The 22,577-nt window shown below is 40.3% G+C and carries 17 protein-coding genes and 2 pseudogenes; 12 read left to right on the plus strand and 7 right to left on the minus strand.

The window, feature by feature from the left end; genetic code table 11:
• Nucleotides 1–11 precede the first annotated feature (11 nt).
• Nucleotides 12–623: a nucleotide exchange factor GrpE gene (gene grpE, locus MTN96_RS14440; protein ID WP_013465165.1), complete on the minus strand. Its 612-nt coding sequence runs from the start codon at nucleotides 621–623 to the stop codon at nucleotides 12–14.
• A gap of 58 nt (nucleotides 624–681) precedes the next feature.
• A complete protein-coding gene (locus MTN96_RS14445) occupies nucleotides 682–1,647 on the minus strand; it encodes an HrcA family transcriptional regulator (protein ID WP_069439614.1) in 966 nt (321 codons plus the stop codon).
• A gap of 167 nt (nucleotides 1,648–1,814) precedes the next feature.
• Between MTN96_RS14445 and nadK the strand changes: the two genes are divergently transcribed.
• The 4 genes from nadK (at nucleotide 1,815) to MTN96_RS14465 (ending at nucleotide 5,445) form a co-directional block, all read left to right on the plus strand.
• On the plus strand, nucleotides 1,815–2,699 hold the full coding sequence (gene nadK, locus MTN96_RS14450) for an NAD(+) kinase (protein WP_036982364.1): 885 nt from the start codon (nucleotides 1,815–1,817) through the stop codon (nucleotides 2,697–2,699).
• Between the two features lie 75 nt (nucleotides 2,700–2,774).
• Nucleotides 2,775–3,314 carry a hypothetical protein gene (locus tag MTN96_RS14455; RefSeq protein WP_069439615.1) on the plus strand — a complete coding sequence of 180 codons (540 nt, stop codon included), beginning with the start codon at nucleotides 2,775–2,777 and terminating at the stop codon, nucleotides 3,312–3,314.
• Between the two features lie 91 nt (nucleotides 3,315–3,405).
• Complete coding sequence (gene recN / locus MTN96_RS14460; RefSeq protein ID WP_069439616.1) at nucleotides 3,406–5,079, plus strand: DNA repair protein RecN; 1,674 nt, start codon at nucleotides 3,406–3,408, stop codon at nucleotides 5,077–5,079.
• A 48-nt stretch (nucleotides 5,080–5,127) separates the two neighbouring features.
• Nucleotides 5,128–5,445: a hypothetical protein gene (locus MTN96_RS14465; protein WP_013465170.1), complete on the plus strand. Its 318-nt coding sequence runs from the start codon at nucleotides 5,128–5,130 to the stop codon at nucleotides 5,443–5,445.
• Between the two features lie 223 nt (nucleotides 5,446–5,668).
• Here MTN96_RS14465 and MTN96_RS14470 read toward each other — a convergent pair whose 3' ends face one another.
• Nucleotides 5,669–7,084: an FAD-dependent oxidoreductase gene (locus tag MTN96_RS14470; RefSeq protein ID WP_013465171.1), complete on the minus strand. Its 1,416-nt coding sequence runs from the start codon at nucleotides 7,082–7,084 to the stop codon at nucleotides 5,669–5,671.
• A gap of 9 nt (nucleotides 7,085–7,093) precedes the next feature.
• Nucleotides 7,094–11,551, minus strand: a complete 4,458-nt coding sequence (gltB, locus tag MTN96_RS14475) for a glutamate synthase large subunit (protein ID WP_069439618.1) — start codon at nucleotides 11,549–11,551, stop codon at nucleotides 7,094–7,096.
• Between the two features lie 883 nt (nucleotides 11,552–12,434).
• Between gltB and MTN96_RS14480 the strand changes: the two genes are divergently transcribed.
• The 3 genes and pseudogenes from MTN96_RS14480 to MTN96_RS14490 form a co-directional block, all read left to right on the plus strand.
• Nucleotides 12,435–12,641 carry a hypothetical protein gene (locus MTN96_RS14480; RefSeq protein WP_069439619.1) on the plus strand — a complete coding sequence of 69 codons (207 nt, stop codon included), beginning with the start codon at nucleotides 12,435–12,437 and terminating at the stop codon, nucleotides 12,639–12,641.
• A pseudogene (locus tag MTN96_RS14485) lies at nucleotides 12,637–12,864 on the plus strand (ABC transporter ATP-binding protein); the annotation flags it as partial. The gene MTN96_RS14480 and the pseudogene MTN96_RS14485, both read left to right, overlap by 5 nt.
• Nucleotide 12,865: 1 nt before the next feature.
• A pseudogene (locus MTN96_RS14490) lies at nucleotides 12,866–13,322 on the plus strand (PAS domain-containing sensor histidine kinase); the annotation flags it as partial.
• A 202-nt stretch (nucleotides 13,323–13,524) separates the two neighbouring features.
• On the opposite strand, the gene MTN96_RS14495 reads toward MTN96_RS14490, so the two are convergent.
• Nucleotides 13,525–13,863, minus strand: coding sequence for a Grx4 family monothiol glutaredoxin (locus tag MTN96_RS14495; RefSeq protein WP_008113155.1), 339 nt, complete (start codon nucleotides 13,861–13,863; stop codon nucleotides 13,525–13,527).
• 264 nt (nucleotides 13,864–14,127) lie between these two features.
• Here MTN96_RS14495 and MTN96_RS14500 point away from each other — a divergent pair, with 264 nt between their 5' ends.
• The 5 genes from MTN96_RS14500 to MTN96_RS14520 all read left to right on the plus strand — a co-directional run bounded on the left by MTN96_RS14500 (nucleotide 14,128) and on the right by MTN96_RS14520 (nucleotide 20,575).
• The gene (locus tag MTN96_RS14500; RefSeq protein WP_010388603.1) at nucleotides 14,128–14,709 is read left to right on the plus strand and encodes a superoxide dismutase; all 582 of its coding nucleotides are present in this window, start codon (nucleotides 14,128–14,130) and stop codon (nucleotides 14,707–14,709) included.
• A gap of 208 nt (nucleotides 14,710–14,917) precedes the next feature.
• Nucleotides 14,918–16,840 carry a PrkA family serine protein kinase gene (locus MTN96_RS14505; protein ID WP_013465180.1) on the plus strand — a complete coding sequence of 641 codons (1,923 nt, stop codon included), beginning with the start codon at nucleotides 14,918–14,920 and terminating at the stop codon, nucleotides 16,838–16,840.
• Nucleotides 16,841–16,871: 31 nt separating this feature from the next.
• Nucleotides 16,872–18,155: a YeaH/YhbH family protein gene (locus MTN96_RS14510; protein ID WP_248532062.1), complete on the plus strand. Its 1,284-nt coding sequence runs from the start codon at nucleotides 16,872–16,874 to the stop codon at nucleotides 18,153–18,155.
• A gap of 18 nt (nucleotides 18,156–18,173) precedes the next feature.
• Nucleotides 18,174–19,688, plus strand: coding sequence for a SpoVR family protein (locus tag MTN96_RS14515; RefSeq protein WP_069439621.1), 1,515 nt, complete (start codon nucleotides 18,174–18,176; stop codon nucleotides 19,686–19,688).
• Nucleotides 19,689–19,693: 5 nt separating this feature from the next.
• Complete coding sequence (locus tag MTN96_RS14520; RefSeq protein WP_069439622.1) at nucleotides 19,694–20,575, plus strand: universal stress protein; 882 nt, start codon at nucleotides 19,694–19,696, stop codon at nucleotides 20,573–20,575.
• Nucleotides 20,576–20,585: 10 nt separating this feature from the next.
• On the opposite strand, the gene MTN96_RS14525 is transcribed toward MTN96_RS14520, so the two are convergent.
• Nucleotides 20,586–21,557 carry a diguanylate cyclase gene (locus MTN96_RS14525; protein ID WP_069439623.1) on the minus strand — a complete coding sequence of 324 codons (972 nt, stop codon included), beginning with the start codon at nucleotides 21,555–21,557 and terminating at the stop codon, nucleotides 20,586–20,588.
• A 6-nt stretch (nucleotides 21,558–21,563) separates the two neighbouring features.
• Complete coding sequence (locus tag MTN96_RS14530; protein WP_069439624.1) at nucleotides 21,564–22,568, minus strand: response regulator; 1,005 nt, start codon at nucleotides 22,566–22,568, stop codon at nucleotides 21,564–21,566.
• Nucleotides 22,569–22,577: the final 9 nt, after the last annotated feature.

Raw genomic sequence — 22,577 nt, forward strand, 5'->3', positions numbered from 1 at the left:
TGTATACTTAGTTAAGCATCAGCTGCTTTAGATACCATAACCATTGCAGGACGTAATAAACGACCGTTTAATGTGTAACCTTTTTGCATTACTGCTAACACAGTATTAGGCGTCACATCATTACTTGGCTGAATCGACATTGCTTGATGAAAATCTGGGTTAAACTGCTCACCTTGTGGGTTTACAATTTCAACGCCAAATTTAGCCACTGCATCGTTAAAGCTTTTTACTGTCATATCAATACCTTCTAACAAAGGCTTAAGCGTTTCATTTTCTTTATCAGAGAACTCAATAGCACGCTCTAAGTTGTCTATAACAGGAAGTAATTCGTTAGCAAATTTTTCAAGTGCAAATTTGTGTGCTTTCTCAACATCTTGTGCAGCACGACGACGCATATTGTCAACGTCAGCAGCAGCGCGAACGACGCTATCTTTCTGATCTGCAATAGTTTGTTTTGCCGCTTCTAACTCAGCATATAGCATTGCAATTTCTGCTTCAGGGCTTTGCTCTTGCTCGGCGTGTTGTTCTGCTGCTTCTACTGCAGCCTCAACGTCGGCTTCCATTTGCGCCACTTCTTCGTTCAATTCTACTTCTTGCTCTGGGTTTTGTGTCTGCTCAGACATAAAATATACGCTCCAATTCTTTACAACTGCGGTAATTATGGGGATTGAATAAAAAGATTCAAGAGCCCGATGGCTCTAATAATTTAAATTCTTGGATTATTTTCTCTAATTGCGCTGATTTCGGACAAATAACACAAAAACGACTTTGATATTCCTGATTTTGGAAGTACGGCACAGTGATCACAATGAGATCATCACAGGTGCTAAAAGGTAAGTTTTCAGCACTGAGAATTGAGACCCCATTTTTAAATGCAAGCTTATCTTCCACAAAATTTAAAAATGAAACACCAATATTAAGACTTTGTTCACAATCTATTTTTTTATAAAGGTAGTTTTCGCCCACCACGATACTGTTATCTGAGCCTAATTTTTGGCTTAGTTCACGCGTCCATTGAGTTAAAGAGTCATGACAATTACGCGGTGCCGTATTTGCCATGGCCTGCATTCTGTATAGCCCTTCAATGAGCGTTTGCTGGCTAAATACAGTGTTAAGCCAAGTGGCAAACTCGTAGCGCTGGCCGTCACTAGGATCATCAGGCTTGTTAATGCAAATATTATGGCTTTGCCCTGCTCTGTCTAAAAGTAAGATAAGCCAGTTGTTTGCATCAAAGTCGAGCACTTCTACTCTAAATACCTGCTGTGCTCTAACCTGCGGTAGCCCCACACAACAACACACTTGGTAACGTTGACTCAAGCCATGGGCCAATTCGACTAGCTCAGCCTGTTCAGGCTGCCAATAATTAGCAATAGCACCCAAAGTAAAAAACTCATCAAACCAATAGTCAAACCCATCATTGGTTGGTACTCGACCAGCCGATGTGTGTGGTGAATACAACAAGCCTATTTTTTCAAGGCGCGCCATCGCGTTACGCACAGTGGCAGAGCATACCGCCATACCTTTTTGTTTTGCAATTTTTGTTGACGGCACAGGTAAACCATCGCCGTTACAGTACATACTCATAACAGCGGCAAATATTTGCTGATCTCGTGGATTTAGTTTCATGTTATCTACATCTTTATACATGACTGTTATATCGGGGCTAGGTATTATTATTTCAAGTAAAAAAAATACAATAAATCTAAATTTTACAGTGAATTAATTAAATCCGCTGGGTATTACTAAAATCCATGTTTTCAAACACTTCTGTTTTAGGTTACTCTACAAATATTAGAACTTTCAGTGTATTTATTATGGATTCTCCCTTTAATACTATCGGCTTAATTGGTAAGCAAAATCACCCTAATGCTGCCGCTACTTTACAACGATTACATACGTTTTTATTAGCTTTAGGCTTTGAGGTGATTGTTGAAAAACGTACAGGGAGTCAACTTAGCGATGTACCAAGCGACAAACTCGTAAAGCTCGTTGATTTAGGCGAGCGTGCCGACTTGGCGATTGTGGTTGGAGGTGATGGCAACATGCTGGGTGCTGCACGGGTGCTTGCTCGCTTTGATATAGCCGTAATTGGTGTAAATAGAGGTAATTTAGGCTTTTTAACTGATTTGAATCCAGAAGGGTTTGAGGGCAGTTTAGAACAAGTACTCAGTGGCGATTACATTGAAGAAAAACGTTTTCTATTAGAAGTTGAAGTGTATCGACATAACGAACTTAAAAGCGCTAATTCTGCCGTAAACGAAGCTGTGCTCCATGCTGATAAAGTAGCACATATGATTGAGTTTGAAGCCTTTATAAACGATGACTTTGTATTTTCACAACGTTCCGATGGTTTGATTGTATCCACTCCAACAGGGTCAACAGCCTACTCTTTATCGGGCGGCGGCCCTATTTTAACCCCAGAACTCAACGCCATGTCATTGGTTCCTATGTTCCCGCATACTTTATCAAGCCGCCCTTTAGTGGTAGATGCCGATAACGAAGTACGTTTGAAGCTTAGTTTAGAAAATACCGATAGCTTACAGGTAAGTTGCGACAGCCATGTTGTACTTGCCGTATTACCCGGTGATGAGGTCGTTATTCGCAAAGCAGATAGAAAATTACGATTAATTCACCCAAAAAATTACTCTTATTATAATGTGCTTCGTAAGAAGTTAAACTGGGGTAGCCGGTTATACTAATTTTATTGCCAAACATGCAACTTTAGCGCAAAATATTGGACTAGAAATTTTAAATATCGTCAGGAAAAAGTAGTAATGAATTATGTGGTATTTCTTGCTTTATTATTGTTAATTACTTTACTTGGCAGTTACTTACTCATTGAAAGTAATCGTAAAAAGACTATTGAAGCAAAGAAAAAGCTGTTTAACGAGCGCGTTGCAAGTACTCATTCACGTTTAAAAATAAAACTTAACGAGTTACTTGATGCAAAAGTCATTAGTGCTAAACACCTTCCTCGAATTCAAGCCGTTGTCAGTAATTTTTTTGTGGTACAGCCACACACTGATGAAAATTTAAACAAGCTAGAATCGCTATGCGATTTACTTATTAATATACTTAACGAAGAACTAATAAAAACCTATAAAAATAATAACAGCCAAGCTTTTTCCGATACCACTCAATATTTTATAGCAGAGTTACCAGCTCAAGGTATTTTATATAATAAAAACTTTTATCAAGAAGTCCTTCCTACGCTAATTTTAAAGTTAAAAACTGATGACATAGCGCAACCAGTTGATAGTATTGATCTTAACGATGAAAACCTCCCTATTGATGAAGAAAAAAACATTAATTGAGTCCAGCCTTGCTTAAAATATAGAAATTTAATTTGCAAAAAACCAAAACACTGTATAAATTAACAGTTAATTCACTGGATGGATGAACAGTATGTTAATTGGTTTAGAAATTAAAAATTTTGCAATCGTAAGTAATTTAAGCACAGAATGGCATTCGGGCATGACCGCTATCACCGGTGAAACGGGAGCAGGTAAATCAATCGCCATTGATGCATTATCATTGTGTCTTGGAGAGCGAGCAGAAGCGTCTGCTGTGCGTCCAGGAACTGATAAAGCAGAGGTAAGTGCACAATTTGATTTAAGCAATTTACCACTCGCTCATGCTTTTTTAGAAGAGAACATGCTTAATAACGACGACAACGAATGTTTACTTCGTCGAGTTGTTTGCAAAAATGGTCGCAGTAAAAGCTACATTAATGGCAGCCCAGTTACCGCTGCACAACTAAAAGAGCTAGGCCAATATTTAATTTCTATTCATGGTCAACATGCACACCAGCATCTATTAAAAGCAGAGCATCAATTACAGCTACTGGATGCTTACGCCGGGCACCAAAATCTAGTTAATGCTGTAAACCAACGCTATAAACGTTATGCTGATTTACAAAAAGAATTTAAGCAACTAGAACAACAGCAGCAGCAACAAGCCGCACAAAAGCAACTATTGGAGTATCAAGTCGCAGAGCTTGATGAATTTGCATTGCAGGCAGATGAATTTGAGCAAATAGAAGCTGAACATTATAAACTCAGCAATAGCCAAACTATATTGCAAGTCTGCCAGCGCGAGTTGCAGCATTTATATGAAAATGATGAACAAAATGCGTGTTCCATTTTACAGCACAGCGCCCAACAATTTACTGAACTTGCACAGTATGATGAAAGCTTAGCCAGTGTGGCAACATTATTATCAGAAGCCGCTGTTCAAGTTGAAGAAGCAAGCCGAGAAGTACGTAATTACACTGAACAAGCCGACTTGGATCCTCAGCGATTAACTGAAGTAGAAAACAGACTCAGTGGTGCAATGGACTTAGCCAGAAAACACCATATAAAACCCCAAGAGCTTGTTGGATTTCATCAAACTATTGCACAAGAGCTCGAGTCGATAAGTAATAACAGCTCACGTCTTGAGCAACTTGAAGGTGAAATTGAACATGCCCTTGAGGATTATCAAAACGCCAGTGAACAATTAAGTGCAAGTCGCCACCAATATGCGAATACATTAAATGGATTGATCAGCGAAAGCATGGCTAATCTATCTATGGAAAATGGCGTATTTGAAATAGCATTGACTGCACAAAACGATCGCGCTCCAAATAGCTTAGGCTTTGATAATGTTTCATTTTTAGTATCAACAAACCCAGGGCAACCATTGCAACCTTTAGCAAAAGTAGCCTCGGGTGGTGAGCTATCACGCATTAGTTTGGCTATTCAGGTTATTATTGCGCAAAAAGTCACGACCCCTACGCTTATATTTGATGAAGTGGATGTTGGTATTTCTGGCCCAACAGCTGCTGCTGTTGGTAAACTACTGCGCCAACTAGGTAAGTCTACGCAAGTAATTTGTGTGACCCATTTACCGCAAGTGGCCAGTAGCGCTCATCAGCAGTTTTTTGTTGCCAAAGAAATTGCAGACGGTGAAACATTTACGCATATGCTGGCATTGAATAAAGATGGTCGAGTAAATGAGATTGCTCGATTACTGGGTGGTGATAACATTAGCAAAACAGCTAAAGCAAATGCAAAAGAGCTTATAAAAGCGCACGGATAAAGTGAATCGCTTTACAGTGCGTTACCTTGATACGGTGAGGATACATTAATGCAAACGACGGTCATTTATTTTGGCTTAGCAATTAACTGGCTGCTACTGATTGTCAGTATACTTTTGGCTGTTTTTAGTAAGTTTAAACATACACAATTTAAGCAGAGCTTATATCGCTTTTTAAATGTGGCATTAATTGTACATATTGTTATTGCTGTTATGTTAGTTTTTAGCAGCACAGCTATTAGTGGCTTAATAACACTAAGTTGGTTAGTTATTGGCCTACAGCTTGTTTGTAACGTTATTTGCTATAAAAGTGTGAAACGCCGACAAGCCAGAGTGAAACCGAGCCTAGATCACTTCTCGATGGATTAACTAACAGCGCGTTTAAAAAAAGCCCACAATCTATGTATTGCGGGCTTTTTTATTTGTAAAATCTTATAATTGTAAATAGCTAGGTCAAAACCTAGGTCCCTTTTTATAGACCTTAAACACCGGCTATGGAACCATAAATATTTACCTTTGTTTGTAAAACTGAGGAAATAAAAAAAGCAAACCAGAAGGTTTGCTTTTGACTCCATTCTAACAAAAGCATTATTTACACTTTTAAATAATCCATAATGCCTTCTGCAGCGTTACGCCCCTCAAATATAGCGGTGACCACTAAGTCTGAACCACGAACAATATCGCCACCAGCAAATATTTTAGGATTAGTGGTTTGATGTGTAAATTCACCTTGCTCGGGTGCATTAATACCACCCCAGTGGTTAATTTCTACGTCGTACTGCTCTAACCAATCCATTTTATGTGGCTTAAAACCAAATGCCATAATCACTTGTGTGGCTTCAATAATATGCTCTGAACCCGGTACTTCCTCGGCGCGACGGCGGCCGTTTTCATCTGCCTCGCCAAGCTGAGTTTTTACCATTTTAACACCGGCTACAGCACCTTTGTCATCAAGTACAATCCCTTTAGGCTGAACGTTATAAGTAAAAATGACGCCCTCTTCTTTGGCATTTTTTACTTCGCGTTTTGAACCAGGCATGTTCTCTTCATCACGACGATAAGCACACGTTACTTTTAACGCGTTATGACGAATAGAGGTACGCACACAGTCCATTGCTGTATCACCACCACCTAGTACCACTACTTTTTGGTTTGCCATATCAATGCAAGCTTGTTTAGACTCATCGTAACCCATAACACGATTAGTGTTACCAATTAAAAATGGCAGGGCATCATGTACTCCCGGTGCATCTTCGTTCTCAAGCCCCGCTCGCATACTCTGATAAGTCCCCACGCCCAAAAATACAGCGTCATACTCATTAAGTATTTCATCCATGCTAATGTCTTTACCTACTTCGACATTAAGCTTGAATTCAACACCCATTTCGGTAAATATTTCGCGACGTTTTTGCATGACTTCTTTTTCTAATTTAAAAGAAGGAATACCAAAGGTTAACAGCCCACCAATTTCAGGATGACGGTCAAATACCACAGGCTTTACGCCATTACGCACTAAGATATCTGCACAGCCCAGGCCCGCAGGCCCTGCGCCAATAATGGCAACTTTTTTATCAGTCCATGTCACATAGGACATGTCTGGTTTCCAGCCCATTTTAAACGCGGTGTCGGTGATGTATTTTTCAATATTACCGATTGTTACTGCACCAAACTCTTCATCTAATGTACATGAGCCTTCGCATAAGCGGTCTTGCGGGCATACTCGTCCACACACTTCTGGCAAACTGTTAGTACGGTGCGATAGCTCAGCGGCCTCTAAAATACGCCCTGTACGGATCAGTTTTAACCATTGTGGAATATAATTATGTACTGGACATTTCCACTCACAATAAGGGTTACCACAATCAAGGCAACGATCCGCTTGTGAATTAACCTGATTTTCTGAAAAGGGTTCATAAATTTCTACGAACGATTTTTTACGCGACGAGATTGGTTTTTTGCGTGGGTCTACACGCTGCACGTCTATAAATTGATATACATTTTCGCTCATACTGCCCCCTTATTGCGCCTGAACACGTAGTTCGGCGCTACTGCGAGCGCGGTGCCCGAGTAAACTTTTTACGTCACTTGATTTAGGTTTTACTAATTTGAACATCGGTAAATAAAGTTCAAAGTTAGCTAAAATAGTTTCTGCTCTGCATGAGCCTGTTAGCTCTAAATGATCAGCAATTAAGCCGCGTAAATGCTCTTGATGTGAACTTAAGTCATCTAAAGTAACCACTTCAACCAACTCTGGGTTAATGCGTTTCTCAAAATCACCTCGTTCATCTAAAATGTAAGCGAAACCACCGGTCATACCTGCACCAAAGTTCACTCCTACATTACCAAGTACACACACAACGCCACCGGTCATGTATTCACAACCGTTATCACCTACGCCCTCAACAACGGCTTGCACGCCTGAGTTACGTACAGCAAAACGCTCGCCTGCACATCCTGCTGCAAACAATTTACCGCCGGTTGCACCATATAAACAGGTATTACCAATAATTGTTGCTTTATGACTTTCAAATGACGAACCCAATGGTGGGCGAATAACTAGCTTACCGCCCGCCATCCCTTTACCAACGTAATCGTTAGCATCGCCAACCAAAGTCATTTCAAGGCCACCAGCATTCCATACACCGAATGACTGACCAGCTGTACCATGTAATTCAATAACTACCGGATCTGCGGCCATGCCTTGATTACCGTGTTTATCAGCAATATAACCAGAGAGCATAGCGCCAACCGATCTATCGGTATTACAAATACGACTTACTAATGAAATGCCACTTGAGTTATCTATTGCCTCTTGTGCCTTGCCTAGTAAGCTCTCATTTAACTCACCTAAATAATGCGAGCTATTTGGTGCACTGCAAAACAAAGTTTCACCTGTTGGGTTATTTGGCTGAGCGATAACCGCTGATAAATCTATTTTTTGCTGCTTCGCTGTTTTGCCTTCAATGGCTTCGAGTAAGTCTAAGCGACCAATTAAATCGGTTAGGTTTGCAACCCCTAAACTTGCCATAATTTCGCGCGCTTCTTGAGCAATAAACTTAAAGTAGTTCATCGCCATTTCTGGCAGACCATGATAATGCTTTTGACGTAATGTTTCGTCTTGTGTTGCCACACCTGTCGCACAGTTATTTAAGTGACAGATTCGTAAGTATTTACAGCCTAATGCCACCATAGGCCCTGTGCCAAAGCCAAAACTTTCGGCACCTAAAATGGCCGCTTTGATGATATCAAGGCCAGTTTTTAAACCACCATCTGTTTGCAGGCGAATGCGATGGCGAAGGCCATTTTCTACCAAGGCTTGCTGTGTTTCAGCAAGTCCCAACTCCCATGGGCTGCCAGCGTATTTAACCGAGGTTAATGGACTTGCACCTGTGCCACCATCATAGCCTGAAATAGTAATTAAGTCGGCATACGCTTTCGCTACACCGGTTGCAATTGTGCCAACACCCGGTTCAGATACCAGTTTTACAGAAATCAATGCATTCGGGTTTACTTGTTTTAAGTCAAAAATCAGCTGGGCTAAATCTTCGATAGAATAAATATCGTGATGCGGCGGAGGTGAAATAAGTGTCACACCCGGTACCGAGTAACGAAGCTTGGCAATATAGGGAGTGACTTTTTCACCTGGTAGTTGTCCGCCTTCCCCTGGTTTAGCGCCTTGTGCCACTTTTATTTGAATAACATCAGCGCTACGTAAGTAATGTGGGGTGACACCAAATCGACCCGAAGCTACTTGTTTAATACGTGAATTTTTTTCTGTACCGTAACGCAGCTTATCTTCGCCACCTTCACCAGAATTTGAGCAGCCACCTAAACGATTCATGGCAATTGCGAGTGCTTCATGCGCTTCTGGCGATAATGCACCAATACTCATGGCCGCTGAGTCAAACCGTTTATAAAGCTCAGTGGCAGGCTCTACCTCATCAATGCTTATACCCTTTTCTGGCAGTTTTAAAGCCAACATATCACGCAGAGTCGCGACTGGACGGTGATTAACTAGCTTTGCGTATTCGCTGTAATCACTGTACTCGCCGCTACGTACTGCTTTTTGTAACGTTTGAATCACATCAGGGTTGTAAGCATGGTACTCGCCGCCGTGAACGTATTTAAACAAGCCACCATGGCTTAATAATTTACGTTTACTAAGCGCCAGTTTATGCAAGCTTTGCTGATCGTCATCAAAGTCGCTAAAACACGCCCCTTTAATACGACTCGCCACGCCTTTAAAACACATCTCAACAATAGCGTCCGATAGACCAACTGCTTCAAACAGCATTGAACAACGATATGAAGCCACGGTACTAATGCCCATTTTAGACATGATTTTGTACAAGCCTTTATTAATTGCTTGACGATAAGCCAGTGTAACTTCACTGTATGACTTATTAATTACCTTGGTATCGCTCATAGCCACAAGTGACTCGTACGCTAAATACGGGTAAATTGCGGTTGCACCAAATCCAAGTAGTACCGCAAATTGATGCGCATCGCGAACGCTGCCAGTTTCAATAATAATATTTGACTCACAGCGTAAGTTATTATCTACCAAGCGTTTTTGTACCGCACCCACCGCCATAGCAGCAGGAATAGGTAATTGATTGTCATCAAAGTTACGATCCGTTAATACCAGCATAATGCAGCCAGATGCGGCTTTTGCTTGTGCTTCATCACAGATGCGCTTTACCGCATTCTCAAGGCCTTCTTCTACGGTATAAGTAATATCAATCTTACAATAGCTGTAGTGCGCTTCATCGGCGTTAAGTAGCTGCTGCATATCAGCGTACATTAAAATAGGCGTATCAAATTGCAGGCGTTTAGCGTGCCCTGTTGTTTCATTAAATACGTTTTGCTCACTGCCAATACACGTTGCAAGCGACATTACATGGTTTTCACGTAACGGATCAATTGGCGGATTAGTAACCTGAGCAAACTTTTGACGGAAATAATCATAAAGTGAACGGTGCCCTTCGCTCAGTACGGCAAACGGCGTATCGTCACCCATTGAGCCAGTGGCTTCTTGCCCATTTTCACCCATGACACGAATGACGCTGTCTAGCTCTTCGTTAGTATAGCCAAACATCTTTTGGTATTTGACAAGGGTTTCATCATCAAATGAGCGATTGCCCGCATCTTGCTCGGTAAGTGCTTCAAAAGGCGTTAATCGTTTAACGTTTTCTTCTAACCACGACTTATAAGGGTGGCGTGATTTTAAATCTTGGTCAATTTCATCTGAATGCCAAATTTTGCCTAATTTAGTATCAATAACGAGGAGTTCGCCCGGGCCAACACGTCCTTTTTCGACCACTTCGTCAGCGGTGTAATCCCATATCCCAACTTCAGAGGCTAAAGTAATAAAGCCATCTTGAGTAATGATATAGCGCGCAGGGCGCAGGCCATTACGGTCTAAGTTACAGGCAGCAAAACGCCCATCCGACATAACAATCCCTGCAGGGCCATCCCACGGTTCCATATGCATAGAATTAAAATCATAGAATGCGCGAAGGTCGTCATCCATAGCACGGTTTTTTTGCCATGCTGGCGGTACCAGCATACGCATCGCACGAAATAAATCCATACCACCGGCTAAAAACAGCTCTAGCATATTATCGAGGCTAGATGAGTCAGACCCTGTTTCATTAACAAACGGCGCTGCGCTTTGTAAATCAGGAATAAGCGGCGAAGCAAATTTATAAGAGCGTGCACGGGCCCACTGACGGTTACCTTCAATAGTATTAATTTCACCATTGTGCGCTAAATAACGAAATGGTTGCGCTAAAGGCCAGCGAGGCTGTGTGTTTGTAGAGAAGCGTTGATGAAAAACACAAATAGCACTGGTCATGCGAATATCAGCAAGATCGAGATAAAAATTTGGCAAGTCAGCAGGCATCATTAAGCCTTTATAGATGGTGACTAGCCCAGATAAGCTCGCAATATAAAATGATTCATCATCCATCAAGCGCTTTTCTGCACGACGACGTGCAACATATAAACGTCGCTCTAAATCTTTAGAACGCCACCCTTCAGGCGCACTAATAAAAATTTGTTCAAACCCAGGCAATTGCTTTAGGGCTATAGGTCCTAACATTGATGGATCGGTAGGGACAACACGCCAACCTAAAATATTAAGCGTTTCTTTTTCTAGTTCTTCGCTTAAAACATCTTTAGCTGCTTGTGCTAATACCGGATCAGCATTGAGGAAAATCATCCCAACGGCGTAATTTTTACCTAAATGCCAATTATTTTCAGCAGCAATAGCACGAAAGAAGCTGTCTGGTTTTTGAAGTAACAAGCCACAACCATCACCCGTTTTACCATCAGCAGATATTCCGCCGCGGTGCTGCATGCGATCTAAACCGGTGATCGCCGTACGGATGAGTCGGTGACTCGCTTTGTTATTAACTTGGGCTATTAAGCCAAAGCCACAATTATCTTTTTCTAGTTTTGAGTCATATAACATGGACCCCTCCCCTTGCTGCACTGTTAACGTGGATGAACGGCTCGACGATTTGCTAACAGACGATCAAAATTAGCGTTATTCCTAACCTGAGTCAATACCTTTATGAATATATATTCATTATATTGAATATATTTCAACTTCATTAAAAATCATAAAACAATGCTAAATATTAACATTTGAGTAGATATTGGATCGAAAACTTTAATGACACCGGTGTTATTTTTAAGAACTTGTAAATAAAGCCTCCTCACAATAAGCAGTTTACGTAAACGTAAATAAACCCCAATGTGAATAACTATTCACCGAATATCATTCCATCATTTTTGCTTTATTCGTAATACATCTAAACATGACATTTAATTACATCGACTTTTATTAGCACATAGTTTATTCAATGAATTTGCACGTTAGTCTTATGCTATGCATTAATTATCAACTTTCTTTGCTTTACGTTGAGGTAATCTCACCCCGCAGCGGACACTTTTTATGTCCGCGGACATATAAAAAGAAAGTTTAAAAATAAAAAGTAATTAAATTCAAAAAGATAAAAAATGGAGCGTTATTCGAATATCGCATAACTACATAAATTTTGAGGGCATTCGAATGTTTACTATTGGCTTATTTTTAATTTCACCAATTATTCTGTTTATTGCCTCGCTAATGATTACTGTGTTTGAAAAACACTAAGCAAAGAGAACAAATAATGCTTAAAGACACTAGCGGGCAAGACACGCAAATCTCACGACCTATAAATTTTAAAAAAAACATATGGCTGTTTATATTTATTGTGGGCTTAGTTGCTCTATGTGTATATGCATTATTAAATACTGATCAAGAAGGTACTATCTCGGTTTATAGAGTAAGCCTATAAATAGCCACAGAGATGCGCCAATCGCTAATACGCGATGCTGCAGCCAGCGGTAAAATTGTGGCCGCCAGAGCACCAAAAGTTTACAGCCCTGAACGAGGCTTTGTTTCATTGAAGGTAAATGCTGGTGACTCAGTAAAACTGAATGATGTAATAGCCATGGTTGAGAGCCCCGAGTTCACAAACGAATTAAAGCAGCAATACTGTTTTAGCTCGTCTTGAGGGCGAGCTACGATTTTTATTAGCCGATGAACCAACTGGTAATCTCGACAGCCTTATGGCTCGTCAAATAATGGAGCTGCTTGAACAAATAAATCGTGATGGCGCAACCATTGTCATGGTCACCCATGATGCAGAACTTGCTCGGCGTGCCCCTCGAAACATTCAACTTGTAGACGGTCAACTTGCTGATTTCACCTTGTACCAAGGTGCACAAAACCTTAAAAAACGAGTTCGTTCAAGGCTATGGTTGGGTTTGCTAAACTTCCACCACCTATAATAACGACGGTTGACTGGCATTCATTACTCGATCAATTACAAAGCCAATGGCAATTTAATTTAGACCTTCAAAAAGACATCACTACACAAGCCGATCAAACCCAAATAGAACAATTGCTCATTAACCTGTTGAAAAATGCACATGAATCAGAGTCGCTAGCAGAGCATATTAGTTTAAAAGTAACACAAGATAGTCTCGGCACTCATATTAATGTGAGCGACAAAGGAAAAGGCATGAGTGAAACAGTTATGGCCAGTGCGCTTATCCCTTTTTGTTCTACCAAGGTGGCAGGAAGTAGATTAGGTTTGGCACTGTGTCGAGAAATTGTTGAAGCCCACCATGGGCAAATTAGCCTACACAATCGGGACGTCGGCGGGATCAGTGTTTTTGTAAGTTTACCCTGAGAGTTGTTTAGCTTTAAGGCTGAAAACTCATCCAATTTAGAAATGATACAATCGCGTTCTGAAGTTTATGACCTAGTGAGCTAAGTAAAAACCGCGAAAAGCTGCCTACTCATTCGGTACTGTCATCGTATAAGCAACTATGAGTAAATACTTTATAGACATAAAAAAAGCTGCAAATTGCAGCTTTTTTTTACTTAAACGCTTATTCAGCGTCTGCAGGTTTATGCTTTGCAGCTGTTTCAGTGATCAGTGGTTGTAATTCACCACGTTGAAACATTTCAATGATAATGTCACAGCCACCAATTAACTCGCCTTCAACCCAAAGTTGCGGGAAGGTAGGCCAGTTAGCGTAAGCAGGAAGCTCTGCACGAATGTCTGGATTAAGTAAAATATCCACATATGCAAACGGTTCACCGCACGACATTAATGCTTGTGATGCTTGTGAAGAAAAACCACAATTAGGCAGTTTTGGTGATCCTTTCATGTATAAGATGATTGGGTTTTCAGCAATTTGCTGTTTAATTTTATCGATGGTTTCCATTTACAACCTCAAAATGACGATAGCGAACACATTAGGCCTTGAAAAAGTTTCACTGTGGCCTCAGATATATAGATTAACATTGGCAATTAAAGCCTCAATCTTAAATAGCTTTAGCAAGAGCATTGCTGTTTGCTAAAACTTGAGTAAAATACTCAACAATTATAGTAACACTATATTCCTGTTTGGTATAGATAAGTGCCCTGTTTGCGCAGGCATTACGTATTACTAAATAGACTATCAACCAAAAGAAGATGGAGATAAAAAATGGCATTTGAACTACCGTCACTACCGTATGCAATTGATGCACTTGAGCCACATATTTCACAAGAAACGTTAGAGTTTCACCATGGTAAACACCACAACACTTATGTGACTAAACTTAACGGTTTAATCCCAGGCACTGAGTTTGAAGGTAAATCACTTGAAGAGATCGTATGTTCTTCAGAAGGCGGTGTATTTAACAACGCTGCTCAAATCTGGAACCACACTTTCTACTGGAACAGCCTATCTCCAAATGGCGGTGGCGCTCCAACAGGTGCAATTGCTGATGCAATTAACGCTAAATGGGGCTCATTTGACGCATTTAAAGACGCGTTAAACGACAAAGCAGTAAATAACTTTGGTTCAAGCTGGACGTGGTTAGTTAAACTAGCAGATGGTTCACTAGATATCGTTAATACATCTAACGCTGCAACACCATTAACAGATGCAGGTGTTACACCAATCCTAACCGTGGATTTATGGGAACACGCATACTACATTGATTACCGTAACGTGCGTCCAGATTACCTTAAAGGTTTCTGGTCACTCGTTAACTGGGAATTCGCGAACGCTAACTTCGCATAATTAGTTTTAAACTAATCTTTAAAAGACGCTTAGGCGTCTTTTTTTATGTCCGCTACTTTATTTGATTAAGGTTATACGTAGGTTGTTTTCTAAAAGTGCATCATGATCATTTTTCATATAAATTTTTAATTTTATTGCACAAAAATTTAAATTCGTGACTAGACTTTAAATGGTGAATACATTTTCCAAGTAGGTTTCGGAGGTCATTATGACTATTTTTGATCACTACCAAGCACGTTATGAATCAACACAAGAAGAAGAGTACAGTGTTGCTGAGTTTCTAGAAATTTGTAAAACCGATAAGTCTGCTTATGCCAGTGCTCCTGAAAGATTACTGATGGCCATTGGCGAGCCTAAAATGGTAGATACCGCTACCGATACTCGTTTAAGTCGCTTATTTTCGAACCGTGTTGTTGCACGTTACCCTGCATTTGCCGATTTTTATGGTATGGAAGACGCCATTGAGCAAATTGTTTCTTATCTAAAACACGCCGCGCAAGGATTAGAAGAGTGTAAACAAGTGCTTTACTTGCTTGGTCCGGTAGGTGGCGGTAAGTCATCGATTGCTGAAAAGCTAAAGTATTTAATGCAACAAGTGCCTATTTATGCAATTAAGGGCTCCCCGGTTAATGACCATCCGCTGTCATTATTTGATCCCGTTGAAGATGCCAGCCTACTCGAAAAAGAATATGGAATTAAGTCTCGTTACCTCAAAACGGTAATGTCGCCATGGGCCGCAAAACGTTTACAAGAATTTAATGGTGATATTAGTCAATTTAGAGTGGTTAAACGCTTCCCATCAATTTTAAATCAAGTTGCGATTGCTAAAACAGAGCCCGGAGATGAAAACAATCAAGATATTTCTGCTCTTGTCGGTAAGGTCGATATTCGCCAACTTGAACACTTTGCACAAAATGATCCTGATGCTTATGCCTATTCAGGCGCATTATGTTTAGCCAACCAAGGCTTAATGGAATTTGTGGAAATGTTTAAAGCCCCCATAAAAGTGTTACACCCACTGCTAACAGCCACACAAGAAGGTAACTATAACGGCACAGAAGGCATAAGCGCCCTGCCATTTAACGGCATGATACTCGCCCACTCTAATGAATCAGAATGGCAAACCTTTAAAAACAATAAAAACAACGAAGCCTTTTTAGACCGTGTTTATATTGTTAAGGTCCCTTATTGCTTACGAGTGACCGAAGAAATTAAAATTTACGATAAGCTGATTGAACACAGTGAGCTTTACAACGCCCCCTGTGCGCCAGGTACACTTAAAATTTTAGCCCAATTTACCACTCTTTCGCGCTTAAAAGAGCCGGAAAACTCAAGCATTTACTCTAAAATGCGAGTTTACGATGGTGAAACCCTTAAAGACACCGACCCAAAAGCGAAGTCGTATCAAGAGTATCGTGATTACGCTGGTGTTGATGAGGGCATGACCGGCCTTTCAACCCGTTTTGCGTTTAAGATTTTATCGCGAGTATTCAACTTTGACACCACCGAAGTGGCCGCCAACCCTGTGCATTTGTTTTATGTGCTTGAGCAGCAAATTGAGCGTGAACAATTTAGTGCCGAGGTTGAAGAACGTTATTTAAGCTTTTTAAAAGGCTATTTAATTCCACAATATGTTGAGTTTATAGGTAAAGAGCTACAAACCGCGTACTTAGAGTCATATTCAGAATATGGCCAAAATATTTTTGACCGCTACGTTATTTATGCTGATTTTTGGATTCAAGATCAAGAATACCGCGACCCTGACACAGGGCAATTATTTGACCGTGATGCACTCAACGCTGAGCTTGAAAAAATAGAAAAGCCTGCAGGTATTTCAAACCCTAAAGATTTTAGAAATGAAATTGTTAACTTTGTGCTGCGTGCTCGCGCTCATAACAATGGCAAAAATCCGCTGTGGACGAGTTATGAAAAACTACGCACGGTTATTGAGAAAAAAATGTTCTCAAACACGGAAGACTTACTCCCTGTTATTTCATTTAATGCAAAAACATCAGCTGAAGATCAGCAAAAGCATGAGGACTTTGTTAATCGTATGGTTGAAAAAGGCTACACGCAAAAACAAGTGCGCTTGCTATCTGAGTGGTATTTACGGGTTAGAAAATCGCAATAACCTTCATAATTGCAGTTTTTAGGAGGTCATTATGGCGCATTTTATCGACAGGCGTTTAAATGGCAAAAACAAAAGCACAGTTAACCGCCAGCGTTTTATTAGGCGTTATAAAAAGCAGATCAAAGAAGCGGTGTCTAATGCGATCAATAAACGCAGTGTCACTGATTCAAGCTCTGGAGAGAGCATCTCTATTCCGCAGCGTGATATTAGCGAACCTACTTTTCATCAAGGTAGAGGCGGTAATAGAGAGCAAATACACCCTGGGAACGATCAGTTCTCTACTGGCGACAAAATAGAACGCCCTAAAGGAGGCAAAGGCGGTGGCGCAGGCGAAGGTGAAGCAAGTGACTCTGGCGAAGGCCAAGATGAATTTGTTTTTTCTATCTCTAAAGATGAATACCTTGATTTGTTATTTGAGGATTTAGAACTCCCTAATTTGCAAGAAAATCAGCTTGATAAGCTAGTGCAAATGAAAACCCATCGCGCTGGGTTTTGCAGTGATGGTATGCCCAGCAATATTGATGTAGTGCGCTCATTACAAGGCTCTCTAGCTCGTCGTATTGCAATGACCGCAGGTAAAAAACGCCGCCTTAGCGAGCTTGAGGGGCAACTAGCACTGCTGCTTGAACAACCACACTGTGATAAAGCCGCTGTGGCCTTATTACAAAAAGAAATCGACACACTCAAACAGCAAATAAAAACCGTGCCCTTTATTGATAATTACGACTTACGTTTTCGTAACTACGACAAGCAACCACACCCAACTAGTAAAGCGGTGATGTTTTGTATTATGGATGTGTCAGGTTCGATGGATCAAGCAACAAAAGACATGGCAAAGCGCTTTTACATTTTGCTTTATCAGTTTTTAACTCGCAGCTACAAAGACATCGACGTTGTGTATATTCGCCATCATACCCAAGCCAAAGAAGTTGATGAGCAGGAGTTTTTTTATTCACAAGAAACAGGCGGTACCATTGTTTCAAGTGCACTAAAACTGATGAATGAAATAATAGCTGAGCGCTATAATGCTGATGAATGGAATATATACGCAGCACAAGCTTCTGATGGCGATAATTGGGCCGATGACACGCCCCAATGTGGACACATTTTACGTAATAAAATACTTAAAGCTGTTCGCTATTTTGCCTATATAGAAATTACCACACGTGCCCATCAAAGTTTATGGCGCGAGTATCAAAGCATTAGCCAAACGAACAGTAATTTTGCCATCCAACATATCCAAGGTGTTGAAGATATTTACCCTATATTTAGGGAGCTATTTAAAAAAGGTCGTCAACAGCAAGGGGCTGCATAGCCAAAGCGAGGTAGCATTATGAACGATAATCGAATAAGTGATGGGCCCGATTGGACCTTTGAACTATTGCAACAATACCAAGACGAAATAGCCCGTGTGGCTGAGCATTACAAGTTAGACACCTACCCTAACCAAATTGAAGTGATCACCGCAGAACAAATGATGGATGCCTACTCAAGTGTAGGCATGCCCATTGGCTACACTCACTGGTCGTATGGTAAAAAATTTATTCAAACAGAGCAAAATTATAAACGCGGCCAAATGGGACTTGCGTATGAAATTGTGATTAATTCCAACCCCTGTATTGCTTACCTAATGGAAGAAAACACCCTTCCGATGCAGGCACTGGTTATGGCACATGCTTGCTACGGGCATAACTCATTTTTTAAAGGTAATTATTTATTTAAAACTTGGACTGATGCAGGCTCAATTATTGATTATTTATTGTTTGCTAAAAACTATATTAGCCGCTGTGAAGAAAAGTACGGTATTTCCGAAGTAGAAAGCATACTCGACTCATGTCATGCATTAATGAGTTACGGTGTTGATAGGTACAAACGTCCACAACGAATTTCGTTATTTGAAGAACAAAAACGTCAGCAAGAACGGGCTGAGTATTTGCAATCACAAGTTAACGAATTATGGCGTACCATTCCTTCTCAACAGCAAGAGTCAAAAAAAAACGAACGCCACTTCCCGCAAGAGCCACAGGAAAATATTCTGTACTTTATTGAAAAAAATGCCCCTTTACTCGAGTCATGGCAGCGAGAAATCGTCAGGATAGTGCGAAAAATATCACAATACTTTTATCCGCAAAAACAAACCCAAGTAATGAATGAAGGTTGGGCCACTTTTTGGCACTATACTATTTTGAACCATTTATATGATGAGGGAAAACTAACCGACTCATTTATGTTGGAGTTTTTACAAAGCCATACTAATGTTGTGTACCAACCTCCATACAATAGCGATTATTACTCGGGTATTAACCCCTATGCACTGGGCTTTAATATGATGGTTGATATACGTCGTATTTGTGAAAACCCAACAGAAGAAGATAAACGCTGGTTTCCTGAGCATGCGGGCAGTGACTGGCTCGAGACACTCCACTTTGCAATGCAAAATTTCAAGGATGAGAGTTTTATTAGCCAATTTTTATCCCCTAAGCTGATTCGGGACTTTAAATTATTCACCATAGTCGACCATGCTAGTAACCCACATTTAGAAATAGGCGCTATTCACAACGATAATGGCTACAAATCGGTTAGAGAAGCACTTTCTGCACAATATAACCTTAGTAATCATGAGCCTAACATACAAGTTTACGATGTTGACTTACGCGGCGACCGCTCTTTAACCCTACGATATGTACCCCATAATGCTATTCCACTGGCTAACTCCCATGGGGAAGTATTAAAACACCTTTACAGACTATGGGGCTTTAAGGTAAAACTGGAACAGGAGTCAAATTCGGGTGAGATTTCAACCATTGGTCAATGTCCAATTGATGATTCACGCCATACAACAGAGTAAAAATAATGGACAAAAAAAAGCTTCTTGTACTGATTGATTCGGTTGAATTTGCAAAAACGTCATTGCAGCACGCTAAACAAAAAGCGCTGCAAGGCAATAAACATATTGATATTGTTGCATTTAGCTTTGAAGAAACCAGCAATATTTTATTTTCTCTGTCGCCAGAACAATTGCTTTCACTCCAAGATAAATGTCTTTCATCATTAAGGGCTCAGTTGGAGCCACTGATTAGCGCTGAACTGGAGGGTTGCAGTTATACCTTTCAAACCGCATGGCATGAAGCCCCCGAGCAGTGGCTTAACGAAGATATTAATACTGATGATTACGAAATGGTGATAAAAACACGCCATATCGACAGCGATAGCCAATTTAGTGAGCTTGATTGGCAACTTATCCGCTTTACACCCATCGCTTTGTATTTAGCGGCAGATAACAAATGGCGCAAGCATACCAACATACTCGCCGCACTTGATTTAGCTAGCGAAAAAACCGCAAAACATAAACTTAATCAGTCAATTATTAAATATGGCCTAGCATACGCACAGCGAACAGACTGTGAATTTTATGCCGGCTACACAGTGTATATTTCTCCAATATTAAGAGATTTAGGCTTAGTATTTTCAGAAGAGCAACTAGTCAATGCCTTTGAGAAATTACCTCAATCACAGCAACAACTCATTATTGATAATAACTTACGCGACAAACTTTATATTAAAGCGGGTTTACCTGAGCAGGTGATCCCAAGCTTAGCAGCCAAGCTCAATGCTGATTTAGTAATTATAGGATCTGTTGGGAATGTAGGAATTAAAGCAAAACTCATTGGTAATACTGCAGAAAAAATAATGCGCTTACTTAAAACTGACTTGCTTATTTTACCCCCCAATTAAAAAATGATGCCTAAGCATCATTTTTTATATCAGCGTATACCGACACTTTATTTCGACCTGTTTCTTTTGAATGGTAAAGCGCTTTATCGGCAGCTTCAATCCAACGTTCGTGATCTTTAAATTGATCATCAAAACACGCAATACCCACACTAATGGCCAAATGCAGCGTGTGCTCATTGTATTTCGCCGGAGAGGTTTCAATTAGCTGGCGTAAGCGTTCAGCAAATACAATAGCCCCTTGTTTATCGGTATCTAATAAAGTAACAACAAACTCTTCACCGCCGTATCGCCCAGCAATGTCTGTTTCACGCAATGCAGTTTTCAGTAAACTCGCTACATGACGAAGTGCTACATCTCCAGCACTGTGTCCAAAATCATCATTTACCTTTTTAAAGTGGTCAATATCAAAAATTAATAACGAGCAACAACCTTCGTTTCGCTTCGTTCGTAAAAATTCTTGGTGCAATAAATGCTCCCAGTGCCCTCTATTGGCAAGCTGGGTTAAACTATCTGTTTGGCTTACTTGTTCTAGTTTTTTATTTAACTCTTCTAGTTCTTTTTTGTTAACCGCAATATCTGTCACATCGTAAATAATAATACAAATATGCTCGACTTCGCCTCGCACATTGGTAAGTGGGATAAACGTGGCATTTTGATACATATAGTCCGCTTTACCGGTAATTGGTCGGTAGTTTTTAAAACGAAAAATATAAGGCTGTTGTTCCCAAATAGTAAATGAACGATTCTTTAATACAAACACTGACTCAGATTTACTTCTAAACCATTTTTCATCAATGGCCGGAAATAAATCAAATAAGTCTTTGTCTTTCACAGCGCTCGGTAACAAACCAGAATGATTTTCCATAAAACCATTCCATACATGCACTTTGTATTCTCGATCGAGTATAACAAGACCGACATCAACCGTATTAAACATATCCATTAACCAATGGATTTCATTCACATCTAAATCAGCTGGCATAAATATTTAATCTTCTAGTAGATGAGCAACTTTGTATTTCAAAGTTTTCAGTGAATCTTCAGTAAAGAGCAACATTAAATCACAACTAATATCATGATTTTCAATACCGTAACTTATTTCTATGGCTAGAGTCCGTTGCCAGCGCGACTCATTCGACTGAACAAGTTCAGAAACGTCCCGATGCTGCCCCAAAACTATTGGATGCCCTTGGCTAAAGGTCATGTCGAGCTGTTTTGACAAGCCGGTTAAAATAGCGCCAATTAAAATGTTACTTACATCCATTAGCAACTCTAACTCAACCTTGTCGTTTAGTTCACCTTCGTAATTCATCAGTGAGGCTATTTCTTTAAAACTAGAGTCATTTAAAAGTAATAATGCCTCGCCAGATACCCCGCCGCCTATAAAGCCTTGGCAAATACCCGATGTAGTGTCATTGGTATCAACATAGCTTAACGCCATGTTGAGCTCACTGACTTCTAAAACATTAACATTAGGAATGGGTAACTTAACAAATACATTAAGCAGTCTTGCTAGTAAATCTCCCGCCTGACCCATGGCAACATTAGTCAGCTCTTGATATATATCACGAACATCAGGGTCAACTTGTTCACCTAACGAGTGAGACATGCGTTCACGCAGTGCTCTATCTCTAATACCATGATGTTCAATAATGGCAGCAAGCTTTTCGGGGGAACACGGTTTTTGAATAAAATCTATGGCGCCAAGCTCAAGCACACGTTGATGCGCACTCGGTTGAATATCGCCTGATACCACAACAGTGAGAACGTCGAGTCCTTGCTCTTTCATTGCAGCAAGCACGCCATAACCGTCCATTTCTGGCATATTTAAATCAAGGAAAAGAATTTCAGGCTGGGCTTTAGTTATTTGTTTTATGCAGTCTACACCGTCACATGCAAATTCAACTTTAATATCCCAATCATCGGGTAAAGAGCGAGCTAATTGACGTCTAGCTAATTTTGAATCATCACAAATTAAAACCGATGTTGACATATTATCTCT

Source organism: Pseudoalteromonas sp. 2CM28B (assembly GCF_023161935.1).

Bases quoted from the DNA above. Each gene is read 5' to 3' on its own strand.
- gltB (WP_069439618.1), bottom strand. From the start codon at position 11,551: ATGTTATATGACTCAAAACTAGAAAAAGATAATTGTGGCTTTGGCTTA.
- MTN96_RS14455 (WP_069439615.1), top strand. From the start codon at position 2,775: ATGAATTATGTGGTATTTCTTGCTTTATTATTGTTAATTACTTTACTT.
- MTN96_RS14505 (WP_013465180.1), top strand. From the start codon at position 14,918: ATGACTATTTTTGATCACTACCAAGCACGTTATGAATCAACACAAGAA.
- MTN96_RS14495 (WP_008113155.1), bottom strand. From the start codon at position 13,863: ATGGAAACCATCGATAAAATTAAACAGCAAATTGCTGAAAACCCAATC.
- MTN96_RS14500 (WP_010388603.1), top strand. From the start codon at position 14,128: ATGGCATTTGAACTACCGTCACTACCGTATGCAATTGATGCACTTGAG.
- MTN96_RS14515 (WP_069439621.1), top strand. From the start codon at position 18,174: ATGAACGATAATCGAATAAGTGATGGGCCCGATTGGACCTTTGAACTA.
- nadK (WP_036982364.1), top strand. From the start codon at position 1,815: ATGGATTCTCCCTTTAATACTATCGGCTTAATTGGTAAGCAAAATCAC.
- MTN96_RS14480 (WP_069439619.1), top strand. From the start codon at position 12,435: ATGCGCCAATCGCTAATACGCGATGCTGCAGCCAGCGGTAAAATTGTG.
- MTN96_RS14445 (WP_069439614.1), bottom strand. From the start codon at position 1,647: ATGTATAAAGATGTAGATAACATGAAACTAAATCCACGAGATCAGCAA.
- MTN96_RS14525 (WP_069439623.1), bottom strand. From the start codon at position 21,557: ATGCCAGCTGATTTAGATGTGAATGAAATCCATTGGTTAATGGATATG.
- grpE (WP_013465165.1), bottom strand. From the start codon at position 623: ATGTCTGAGCAGACACAAAACCCAGAGCAAGAAGTAGAATTGAACGAA.
- MTN96_RS14465 (WP_013465170.1), top strand. From the start codon at position 5,128: ATGCAAACGACGGTCATTTATTTTGGCTTAGCAATTAACTGGCTGCTA.
- MTN96_RS14510 (WP_248532062.1), top strand. From the start codon at position 16,872: ATGGCGCATTTTATCGACAGGCGTTTAAATGGCAAAAACAAAAGCACA.
- recN (WP_069439616.1), top strand. From the start codon at position 3,406: ATGTTAATTGGTTTAGAAATTAAAAATTTTGCAATCGTAAGTAATTTA.
- MTN96_RS14520 (WP_069439622.1), top strand. From the start codon at position 19,694: ATGGACAAAAAAAAGCTTCTTGTACTGATTGATTCGGTTGAATTTGCA.
- MTN96_RS14470 (WP_013465171.1), bottom strand. From the start codon at position 7,084: ATGAGCGAAAATGTATATCAATTTATAGACGTGCAGCGTGTAGACCCA.
- MTN96_RS14530 (WP_069439624.1), bottom strand. From the start codon at position 22,568: ATGTCAACATCGGTTTTAATTTGTGATGATTCAAAATTAGCTAGACGT.